Annotated in this window: 7 protein-coding genes, 3 tRNA genes and 1 pseudogene; 2 read left to right on the top strand and 9 right to left on the bottom strand. The window is 58.7% G+C overall.

The genetic code is table 11. From position 1 onward, the window contains the following. Positions 1 to 263: 263 nt before the first annotated feature. From ACMX3H_RS19480 to miaB, 6 genes and pseudogenes are all read right to left on the bottom strand, one after another. A complete protein-coding gene (locus ACMX3H_RS19480; protein ID WP_415211835.1) occupies positions 264 to 737 on the bottom strand; it encodes a pyridoxamine 5'-phosphate oxidase family protein in 474 nt (157 codons plus the stop codon). Between the two features lie 118 nt (positions 738 to 855). After that, the gene (lnt, locus tag ACMX3H_RS19475; protein ID WP_415211836.1) at positions 856 to 2,388 is read right to left on the bottom strand and encodes an apolipoprotein N-acyltransferase; all 1,533 of its coding nucleotides are present in this window, start codon (positions 2,386 to 2,388) and stop codon (positions 856 to 858) included. A 7-nt stretch (positions 2,389 to 2,395) separates the two neighbouring features. After that, positions 2,396 to 3,274 (bottom strand): CNNM family magnesium/cobalt transport protein CorC, encoded by an 879-nt coding sequence (gene corC, locus ACMX3H_RS19470; protein WP_415211837.1) that lies wholly within the window; start codon positions 3,272 to 3,274, stop codon positions 2,396 to 2,398. 46 nt (positions 3,275 to 3,320) lie between these two features. Beyond that, entirely contained in the window at positions 3,321 to 3,791 is a 471-nt protein-coding gene (gene ybeY, locus ACMX3H_RS19465) for an rRNA maturation RNase YbeY (RefSeq protein WP_025422968.1), read from the bottom strand. Next, positions 3,788 to 4,857 (bottom strand): annotated as a pseudogene (locus ACMX3H_RS19460) (PhoH family protein). Before ACMX3H_RS19460 ends, ybeY begins: the two are co-directional and overlap by 4 nt. Positions 4,858 to 5,105: 248 nt before the next feature. Then, positions 5,106 to 6,530 carry a tRNA (N6-isopentenyl adenosine(37)-C2)-methylthiotransferase MiaB gene (gene miaB / locus ACMX3H_RS19455; protein ID WP_415211838.1) on the bottom strand — a complete coding sequence of 475 codons (1,425 nt, stop codon included), beginning with the start codon at positions 6,528 to 6,530 and terminating at the stop codon, positions 5,106 to 5,108. A 171-nt stretch (positions 6,531 to 6,701) separates the two neighbouring features. Between miaB and ubiF the strand changes: the two genes are divergently transcribed. After that, positions 6,702 to 7,883 carry a 3-demethoxyubiquinol 3-hydroxylase gene (gene ubiF / locus ACMX3H_RS19450; RefSeq protein ID WP_415211839.1) on the top strand — a complete coding sequence of 394 codons (1,182 nt, stop codon included), beginning with the start codon at positions 6,702 to 6,704 and terminating at the stop codon, positions 7,881 to 7,883. A gap of 491 nt (positions 7,884 to 8,374) precedes the next feature. Further along, the gene (locus ACMX3H_RS19445) at positions 8,375 to 10,252 is read left to right on the top strand and encodes a transglutaminase domain-containing protein (RefSeq protein ID WP_415211840.1); all 1,878 of its coding nucleotides are present in this window, start codon (positions 8,375 to 8,377) and stop codon (positions 10,250 to 10,252) included. Between the two features lie 52 nt (positions 10,253 to 10,304). Here the strand turns inward: ACMX3H_RS19445 and ACMX3H_RS19440 are convergent. The 3 genes from ACMX3H_RS19440 to ACMX3H_RS19430 form a co-directional block, all read right to left on the bottom strand. Beyond that, positions 10,305 to 10,379: transfer RNA gene (locus tag ACMX3H_RS19440), tRNA-Gln, on the bottom strand. 6 nt (positions 10,380 to 10,385) lie between these two features. Then, positions 10,386 to 10,462 (bottom strand) — tRNA-Met (locus ACMX3H_RS19435). A 49-nt stretch (positions 10,463 to 10,511) separates the two neighbouring features. After that, a tRNA-Gln gene (locus ACMX3H_RS19430) sits at positions 10,512 to 10,589 on the bottom strand. Between the last annotated feature and the right edge of the window lie 110 nt (positions 10,590 to 10,699).

Below are 10,699 nucleotides of genomic sequence, written 5' to 3'. Positions count from 1 at the left end.
CAACAAAATCAAAGAGCTCCTGCCGTGGAACCTCACCATCCCTGCTGAATAACTTTCAATACGGCGCTGGGCGTACGCTTACTGACCTGGCTGGCTGACGCGGATGTGTGGCGCGAGTTGGCAGCGTTAGGCGCGGTAAGCCCTTAGATTGGCACTGACGGCTTCGCGGCGATGAGGCCCGAGCCGCCGGCCACGGAGGCTTTACGGCAAACGAGGCAAATGGCCTCGTTTGCCTACTGCGCTGCGCGCTTAGGGAGCTTTCGCTATTGCGCCGCCTTATGCAGGGCAACGTGCGCCTTGAAAACATCCAGCGCCTTTGGCAATTGCGCCGGATCGGGCTGTCTGCCGCTTTCCCACAGACCGGCGAAGCCAATAGCGCGGCCGCAGTGGATAAAGGCTTCATCCACCCGGATGACCAGCACGCTCTTCGCCGGCACGCCGTTCTGGGCAGAACGCGCGCACAGCGCCGGCTCCACGGAAATCTGCGCCCGGCCATTCACGCGAAAACACTCCGACCAGCCCGGAATCAAAAACAGCAGGCCGGCAAACGGGTGATGCAGCAGATTGGTCAAGCCATCTAGACGATTATTGCCCCCCCGATCCGGCAGCAGCAGCGTTTTATCGTTCTCTACCTGGATAAATCCCGGTTCGCCGCCCTTGGGCGAGCAGTCGAACCCACGGGGACCTTTGGGTACCCAGCACCACAAACGGCGACAGGGCGATAAGCCGACGCGCATAATCATCTATATGATCTATCTGTTTATGCAGCACGCCGGGATGGGGCGCGGCGTAATAGTCGCGCGACTGCGCGCTGTCCTTTAAAATATAGCGTTCATCAAGCAGCATGCCATGTCCTCAGGCGGGTCGGCGGCGATCAAGCACCAGCGCGGTCAATCCGGCCAGCAGCGTAACAATCCATAGCGGCCAAGAGCCGGCACGGGCGTAGGGGGTCAGCCCCCGGGTCGGGGTGACGTGGACGTTGAGCACATTGCGGGTAAATTGCGGCAATTGCGCCAGCGGCGTCCCGTCGGCGTTGATAACCGCGGTGATGCCGTTATTGGTGCTGCGCAGCAGCGGCCGGCCCAGCTCCAGCGAGCGCATGCGCGCCATCTGGAAATGCTGCCACGGGCCGATGGAATGGCCAAACCAGGCGTCGTTGGACACGGTCAGCAGGAAGTCGGTATCGGGACGGAAATTATCCCGCACCTGGCCACCCAGGATAATCTCGTAGCAGACGGTGGCGGTCAGTTTCATGCCGGCCACCTGCAGCTGCGGCTGCAAATACTGTCCCTGACTGAGTGAGGACATCGGCAGATTGAACAGCGGCGCCAGCGGCCGCAGAAGACTTTCAAACGGCACCGTTTCGCCGAAGGGCACCAGGTGATGCTTGTTGTAGCGATCCTTCGAGGGATAACGGTACGACGTGTCTTCGCCTAAAACCACGATGCTGTTGTAATAATCGTAGCCGTGCGGGGTAGGCCGCGCATCGATGATGCCGGTGATTAAACGGGTATGGCCCTGCCGTAATTGTTCATCGAGTCGGGTCAGGAACGCGTTCTGGGCAATCTCGTCGTCGGGTATGGCCGATTCCGGCCAGATGACCATCTGCGCCTTGCCGAGGGCCGGCAGGGTACGCTGCAGGTAAATATCCAACGTCGGGCCGACCTGACTGGCCTCCCATTTCATCGACTGGGCAATATTGCCCTGCACCAGCGCCACGTCAATGGCCCGCGCCGGCTGAGGCTGGTACCACTGTAACGAGCGCAGCGGCCAGGGCAGCAGCATCAGCGCCAGCGCGCCCAGCGCCGGCAGCCATCGCCGCAGCGCTAGCGCAAAGACTGCCAGGCCGCTTATCATCATCAGTATGAAGGTGATAGCCTGTACGCCCAAGAGCGGCGCGATCCCTTTTAGCGGTCCATCAATTTGACTGTAGCCGAATTCCAGCCAGGGGAAACCGGTCAGCACCCAGCCGCGCAGAAATTCGGTGACCGACCACAGCATCGGCGCGCCGAGCACCAGCCGCCACAGGCTGGTACGCGGCCACAGCCGTGCCAGCAGAGCGGCAAACAGCATTGGGTATAACGCCAGATAGGCGGCCATCACCACCACCAGCGCTACGTTTACCGGGCCAGGCAGACCGCCGAATTGCGCGATGCTGACGTAGACCCAGTTAACGCCGGTGCCGAACAGGCCAAAGCCCCAGACAAAGCCCAGCCAGCCGGCCAGCCGGCCGCTGCGGTTGAGCGTGACCGCCAGCAGGCCGCAGAGCGAGATAATGGCCGCGGGCCAGAAATCGTACGGGGAAAATGCCAGGGTGCCGCAGGCGCCGATAACGAGCGCCAGCAGCGCGCGGAGCCGCTGGCGTGCAAACAGTGAGGGGATGGCCATTGGGAATTTAATCTTCCATGGTGGGTTGCGGTGAATTTTCGGGTATTTTGACATGCACCTGGATAATGCGCCGGCTATCGGCCATCGCCACTTTGAAATTGTAGCCGTCGATGTCGATGGCCTCGCCGCGCACCGGCAAATGACCAAAGGCCTGCATCATCAGGCCGCCGATGGTATCCACTTCCTCGTCGCTGAAGTGCGTATTGAAGACCTCGTTAAAATCCTCAATGGGGGTCAGGGCGCGGATGGTGAAGGTGTGGCGGTTCAGTTGGCGGATATCCCGATCCTCTTCATCGTCGTATTCATCCTCGATTTCACCGACGATAAGCTCCAGGATATCCTCGATGGTCACCAGACCGGACACGCCGCCGAATTCATCTATGACGATGGCCATGTGATAACGCTGGGAGCGGAACTCTTTGAGCATGCGGTCCACCCGCTTGCTTTCCGGCACCATGACCGCCGGCCGCAAGATCTTCTCAATGCTAAAGGGTTCGTCGTGGCTGAGCATGAAGGGCAGCAAATCCTTGGCCAGCAGGATCCCCTCCACATGATCTTTATCTTCGCTGATGACCGGAAAGCGGGAATGGGCCGATTCGACGATAACGTCAAGGCACTCCTGCAGGGATTGGTTCTTCTTCAGCGTAATAATCTGCGAGCGGGGGATCATGATATCCCGCACCCGCTGTTCGGCGATGTTCATGACGCCTTCCAGCATATCGCGGGTATCGGGGTCGATAAGCTCGTTCTGTTCGGAATCCCTGATAAGTTCCAAAAGATCGTCACGATTTTTCGGTTCACCGTGAAACAGCTGATTTAGCATCAGGGTAAAAAAGCCCTTCTTGGGACTGGGACTATCGTTGTTCTGCGAATGGTCGTCGCTCATAGCGTTAAGTTAGTTTCACTCTCTAATAATTAAAGGGAACGGGAGATTACGCGTCTTTTTCCGCAAGATAGGGATCCGGGTAACCGAGCTTTTGCATGATTTCCGTTTCCAGCGATTCCATCTCCAGGGCTTCCTCATCCAGGATATGATCATACCCTAGCAGATGCAGCGAACCGTGAACAACCATATGCGCCCAATGCGCCTCTAACGCTTTCTCCTGTTGCTGCGCTTCGCGTTCCACCACCTGGCGGCAGATGACCAAATCCCCCAGCAGGGGCAGTTCCACCTCCGGCGGTGCTTCAAAGGGAAAGGAGAGCACGTTGGTGGGCCTGTCTTTGCCGCGGTAGGTGAGGTTGAGTTCGTGGCTTTCCGCTTCGTCCACCAGGCGCACGGTGACTTCAGCGCAGTCGCGAAACAGCGGCAATACGCCCTGCAGCCAGCGCAGAAAGTCCGCCTCGGCGGGCAGATCGCGCGCGTCATCGCAGGCCAGCTGCAGGTCCAGTATCACCTCGCTCATGCGCTATGCTCCCCGGAGGACGGCGAATCTGAGCCGCCCTGTGCTGCACCGTTACTCTGGCCCAGGGACTCGTGTTTGCGCTCGGCGGCCAGCTGTTTTTTGCATTTCTGGTCAGCGGTTTCCCAGGCTTCATAGGCATTGACGATACGCGCCACCACCGGGGGGCGCACCACGTCTTCGCTGTGGAAGAAATTGAAGCTGATTTCCTCGACTTCCGCCAGCACTTCCACCACGTGACGCAACCCTGATTTCTGGTTGCGCGGTAGGTCTATCTGCGTGACGTCGCCGGTTATCACCGCTTTGGAATTAAAGCCGATGCGGGTCAGGAACATCTTCATCTGTTCAATGGTGGTGTTCTGGCTCTCGTCGAGAATAATGAAGGCGTCATTCAGCGTGCGCCCGCGCATGTAGGCCAGCGGCGCGACCTCGATGACATTGCGCTCAATCAGTTTCTCCACCCGCTCGAAGCCCAGCATCTCAAAGAGCGCGTCGTAAAGCGGGCGCAGATAGGGTCGACCTTTTGACTCAGATCGCCGGGTAGGAAACCCAGTTTCTCTCCTGCTTCCACCGCCGGACGGGTCAGGAGAATACGGCGGATTTCCTACCGCTCCAGCGCATCTACCGCCGCCACCACCGCCAGATAGGTTTTACCGGGCCCGGCCGGGCCGACGCCGAAGGTAATGTCATGATCGAGAATGTGGGCGATATATTGCGCCTGGTTCGACGTACGCGGTTTAATGATGCCGCGTTTGGTTTGTATATTCACCGCGCGGCCATAATCGGGCACGCTTTCCGCCGTTTGTTCCAGCACCCGGCTCTGTTTGATGGCCAGGTGGATTTGTTCCGGCTCAATATCGGCGATGATGCCGCGTAGCGGCGCCGTGTCGACGTACAGCGAGGTGAGAATGGAGGCGGCGGCGTTGACGCACAGGGGCTTGCCTACCAGCTTGAAAATATTGTCACTCCGATTGATCTCAATGCCCAACCGGCGCTCAAGTTGCTTGATGTTGTCATCAAACGGCCCACAGAGGTTCAATAGACGGTTGTTATCTGCGGGTTCCAGCATGATTTCTTTGGTTTCGACGTTCAAATCTTTCCTCTCGGCACTAAAGCCATTACAGGGTGAACCACAGGCCAGGGGCTGGGAGGGCCGACAACCGGGCATATGGCTAATAAATGAAGCATCCCCGCCCACGCGTCAAGGGCAAAGACCATTATATGTATATTGGGGCACAATTAGTGCAATGCAACCAGGGCAACGGCGAGGCGGCGGAGCGGAGCGGCGCCCTGGCGTGATGACGGGCGGGGGGGGGCTCACGGCTGGTAAATACCCACGCCCAGTTCGTTCTCTTTACGGGTGCGGGCAATGACCGACGCCGGACTTTCATGGCTGCGCAATGCCATTTGATCCTCGCTGCGCAACAGGACGCCGCGCAGCGAATTGGGATAGACATCCACAATTTCCACATCGACGAATTTGCCTATCATAGATGGCGCGCCTTCAAAATTGACGACCCGATTGTTCTCGGTGCGCCCGGACAGTTCCATTACATTTTTGCGCGATGTGCCTTCCACGAGAATACGCTGCACCGTACCCTGCATGCGGCGGCTGAACTGCATGGCTTGTTGCGTGATGCGTTTCTGCAAAATATGCAGCCGCTGCTTTTTCTCTTCTTCGCTGACGTCGTCCACCATATCAGCGGCGGGGGTACCGGGACGGGCGGAGTAAATAAAGCTGAAGCTCATGTCGAAATTCACGTCGGCGATAAGGTTCATCGTTTGCTCAAAATCGTGCTGGGTTTCGCCCGGGAAGCCGATGATGAAGTCCGAGCTGATTTGTATATCCGGGCGCGCTTTGCGCAGCCGGCGGATGATCGATTTATATTCCAGCGCGGTATGGGCGCGTTTCATCATGGTCAGGATGCGATCGGAGCCGCTTTGCACCGGCAGATGCACGAAGCTGACCAGCTCCGGGGTATCGCGGTAGACATCGATAATATCGTCGGTGAACTCGATGGGATGGCTGGTGATATACCGGATGCGGTCAATCCCGTCGATGGCCGCCACCAGCCGCAGCAGTTCGGCGAAGGTGCAGATACCGCCGTTATAGCTGGCGCCGCGATAGGCGTTGACGTTCTGCCCCAGCAGGTTGACTTCGCGTACACCCTGATCCGCCAGCTGGGCAATCTCGAACAGAATATCGTCGCACGGACGGCTGACTTCCTCGCCGCGGGTGTAGGGCACGACGCAGAAACTGCAGTATTTGTTGCAGCCTTCCATGATCGAGACAAAGGCGGTCGGCCCTTCCGCGAGCGGCTCCGGCAGCCGGTCAAACTTTTCAATTTCCGGGAAGCTGATATCCACCACCGGGCTGCGGGTGCCGTTGACGTGATTAATCATTTCCGGCAGGCGGTGCAGGGTCTGCGGCCCGAAAATGATATCCACATAATTGGCCCGTTCGCGGATATGGGCGCCTTCCTGAGACGCCACGCAGCCGCCGACGCCGATAATCAAATCCGGCCGGGCTTCCTTCAACATCCGCCAGCGGCCCAGCTGATGAAATACCTTCTCCTGCGCTTTTTCCCGGATGGAGCAGGTATTGAGCAGCAGGACATCCGCCTCTTCGGGGTTGTCCGTCAACTGGTAGCCGTGGGTGCTATCCAGTAAGTCGGCCATCTTGGATGAATCGTATTCATTCATCTGACAGCCCCAGGTTTTGATATGGAGTTTTTTGGTCATTAGCTTGCTATTACTCAATGCAGTATTAAAAAGCCCGCAGGCTTGCGCAGGCGCGTATTGTAATCCTTTGCCGGTGTTGTGACCAGTCTAGCGCGTACGGCGCATCTTTAAAGGGTCAATTTTGCGGTACACTACCGGAATCTGAAAATAATAGCGTAGGTATTGGCCGAAATGAAGACGAACGAAGCGTGCTATGAGGTAGTGGTGGCCGGCGGCGGCATGGTGGGCGCGGCGCTGGCGCTGGCGCTGGCCCAGGCGGGATTTCGGGTGCTGGTTGTTGACCCCGCCCCCCCAACGTCCGTGGCGGACGACGCGCCGCCGGATTTACGCGTGTCGGCCATCAGTTGCGCCTCGGTGGCGCTGCTGCGTCGCCTCAAGGCCTGGCAACGCATCGGCGACCGTTTTTGCGTGCCGTACCGCCGCCTGGAAACCTGGGAGTGGCCATCCTCGATGGTGGCGTTCGATGCTGACTCCCTGAGCCTGCCGGAGCTGGGTTTTATGGTGGAGAACCGCCGGCTGCAGCGGGCGCTGTGGCAGGAATTCGCCGACTGCGACCCGTTGACGCTGCGTTGCCCTGCCTCGCTCGACGCCATGGTCCATGAGGGTGGCCGCTGGCGGCTGACGCTTAGTGACGGCAGTACCGTCACGAGCCGGGTCGTCGTCGGGGCCGACGGCGCGCAGTCCTGGGTGCGGCGGCAGGCGGGCATTGCGGTCAGCGGCTGGCAGTACCGACAATCCTGCCTGCTGCTGAGCGTGGAAACCGAGGGCGAGCAACAGGACGTGACCTGGCAGGCGTTCCATCCCTCCGGACCACGGGCATTTTTACCGCTCTACGGCCGGTGGGCGTCGCTGGTATGGTATGACGGCGCGGCGCGTATCCGCCAACTGGAGAAACTCTCGCTGCCGGCGCTGGCGCGGGAAGTGCAGTCGGCCTTTCCCGCGCGGCTCGGTGCGTTCACCCTGCATGGCGCGGCATCGTTTCCCCTGACGCGTCAGCATGCCCGCGACTACGTCAAGCCGGGGCTGGCGCTGATTGGCGATGCTGCGCATACCATTAATCCGCTGGCGGGGCAGGGGGCCAATCTCGGCTTTCGCGATGCCGAGGCGTTGGCGGAGGTGTTGATTGATGCTCGCCGGCGTGACGAACCCTGGGATACGCTGGCAGTATTGCAACGTTACCAGCGCCGCCGGCGCGGCGATAACCTGCTGATGCAAGCAGGAATGGATGCGTTCTATACGGCGTTCAGCAACGATCTGCCGCCGCTGATGCTGGCGCGCAATCTCGGCCTGATGCTGGCTGAGCGCGCCGGCGGCGTTAAGCAGCGGGTGTTGCGCTACACGCTGGGGCTGTGAACCCCTGTCGGGGGGCGACGCCCGGTGGCGTCGACCGCCTGCAGCGGGGAGCGGCTATCCCGCGCAGGCGCCTAGACGGCATGCCGCGCGGCCGTGACCTCTGTCTTTTGTAAACGACCATGCCCGCCTCCCACACTGAGCTATGCGCCGGCTGTTTCAGGCGACGGGTCCCCTCGCGCCAAGCTCCGCGCCGCCTGTTACAGGCGCTGGCCGTCGCTTACGCCGTGCGCTGCCTATGTCAGGGGATAACCGCTTCGCGTCCTGCGCTTCTCTTTCAGGCGATCGTTTGCGCGGGCATCGCTATCGGTATGCCGTCTCGTCGGGTAAGCATCAACTCAAAATAGAGTCAATTAAATCATAGGTTTTTTATTCAAACGCTAATGCTTCATTGCCGGGTTGTTACCTTCCCGCAAGGCCAATACTATAGCCAGCATAACGGCCGCTCGCGGCGTTAATTTACAGGATGAGAAAATAATAAATAAGGACATTTGATGATAAAGGGAAACGGTTATTTCGCGGTTATTGCACTTTTACTCATAAACCCCGCCCACGGTAAACGCCAATCGGTCACCGATGCGCCACTCGCCAGCCGCATCAAGGAAGCCTGTCATTTCAACGCTGACGGCAGCGTTGATTGCCGCTACACCGCCACGGTGCAAATTTTGACCGCCGCCGGGCGCGATAGGGTATCGCGCATGGATTTCAGCTATCCGGAAGAGGATACGTTCACGCTCGTTGACGCCAGCGTACGCTTCCCGGATGAACCGGCGCAGCCGCCCATGAAGGCCAAGGTCGACATTCGGATGGAGCCTAATCCCTACCTGGGTTTTTCGCGTAATAAAACGACTTCGCTGGCGTTTCCTCATCTACGCAAGCATGCCGTCATCCGCTATACCGTAAAGCACCACTATGCCGCCGTCCCCTATCTTCCCCATGTGACACGGATGCTGGCATTCCACCCTGACGCCGAGCGGCTGGATGCGTATCAGATGACCTATACCGCCGAGCGGCCGTTGTATTACCACGCTCAATTAACCGATCAGTTCAGGGTCAAGACCACGCGGGACAAGAAAAAGATTGAGGTGACGCTGGTCAAACCCCGCTATGAAAATTACATCAACGAATTGCCCAATGGTTACGTACGCACTATTCCTTATCTTCAGGTTGGCAGTTCCCTTAGCGCGCAGGACAATTTTGGCGCAATGGCGAAAAAATATAATCTTATTTTGCAACAACCGTTGCCGCCCGACGCACGGAGGGTGATACAAAGCCTTCAAGGGCGCCCCGCGGCCGCGCAGGTAGCGGAGATAATGCACTACCTGCACCAGCGCTATCGTTATCTTGGCGACTGGCGCGCCAGCAACCGTGGTTATGTCCCCTTTGATCTCGCCCAAATCGAGCAGAATGGCTATGGCGACTGTAAAGATTTGTCCATCCTGCTGACGGCGATGCTGCGCGAGGCGGGCGTGCAGGCCCGTCCGGCGCTGGTGGAGCGCGGGCTGTATGCTATGCCCCTGTCGATTCCCGGCGCCACGGCCAATCACGCTATCGTGCAGGCAAAAATAGCCGGCAGAATCGAGTGGCTGGATCCGACGCAATATTTTTATGCGCCGGGTTATGTGGCCTCGGACCTTCAGGATCGCGCGGCGCTGGTGTTTACGCCGGAGGGAAAAGTGATCGTGGACGCCATCCCCGTCTTCAGCCCGCGGCAGGAACAGCGCGTGGAGCGGGAGGAAATTTTTACCGCTGAGGGGCAGTCGACGATCCATGAGCGGCAGGTCAGGATGTTAGGCGGGGAACTGGCCACGCTGTTTCAAGGGGATAGCGACCATGGCGTGGAGAGCATCAATTTGTCGTTGTGCAACGCGGTGGCAAACGAAAACGCCCAATGCCGGGTAGAGCGCGATCCGACCCGCTATCAGTTGCCTGACGTCTATAGAGTCAATATCCACGCCGAAGATCACCACGCGCTGACGCGAATTGCGGATGCACGCTATCTCTATCTTGGTAGCCCTTACCCCACGGAGTGGGATGATTTTAACCGTTATCAGCGCGAAGGGGGGTTAACCGATATTTATTTAGGGGAACCGAGAAAGCTGCTGCGGCGGATTAATTTGGTTGGCCAGGGCATTACCGCGGCGATAGACGCCTGCCGGTTACGCTCCCAATGGTTCGATATCGACATAGCGGGAGAGAAAACTGCGCTCGGCTACCGCTACAGCAAGCAGATAACGATCAAAACGCCCTGGATAAGCCATGCCGACATCATGCAGCCGGCGTTCCAGACGTTGGTGACCCGCGCCAGCCATTGCTACGATCGTCTTAATTTTATCGTTAATGCCCCCGGGGTTCAGACCGTGCAGCCATAAAAAAACGCTCCCGACGGAGCGTTCTCTTCTTCCCGCCTGCGCGGGCTTGATATGGCTGGGGTACCAGGATTCGAACCTGGGGATGCCGGAATCAGAATCCGGTGCCTTACCGCTTGGCGATACCCCAAAAATATGGTGGCTACGACGGGAATCGAACCTGTGACCCCAGCATTATGAGTGCTGTGCTCTAACCAGCTGAGCTACGTAGCCGTTTTGTTACCGATTTTTAGCAACAGACCTTGATATCGGCAGGTCATATTGGCTGGGATACCAGGATTCGAACCTGGGGGTGGCGGGATCAAAACCCGCTGCCTTACCGCTTGGCTATTATATCCCATCTCAGCCGCAATTGCAGCGTTGTTCGCCCGTGAAACTAAGCGAGATGGCTGGGGTACCAGGATTCGAACCTGGGGGTGGCGGGATCAAAACCCGCTGCCTTACCGCTTG

This window comes from Sodalis sp. (in: enterobacteria), assembly GCF_047607725.1.
Taxonomy (GTDB): Bacteria; Pseudomonadota; Gammaproteobacteria; order Enterobacterales; family Enterobacteriaceae; genus JBLKSS01.
The sequence above is the reverse complement of the archived record's forward strand: the minus strand, read 5'-3'. Positions and strand labels throughout refer to the sequence as shown.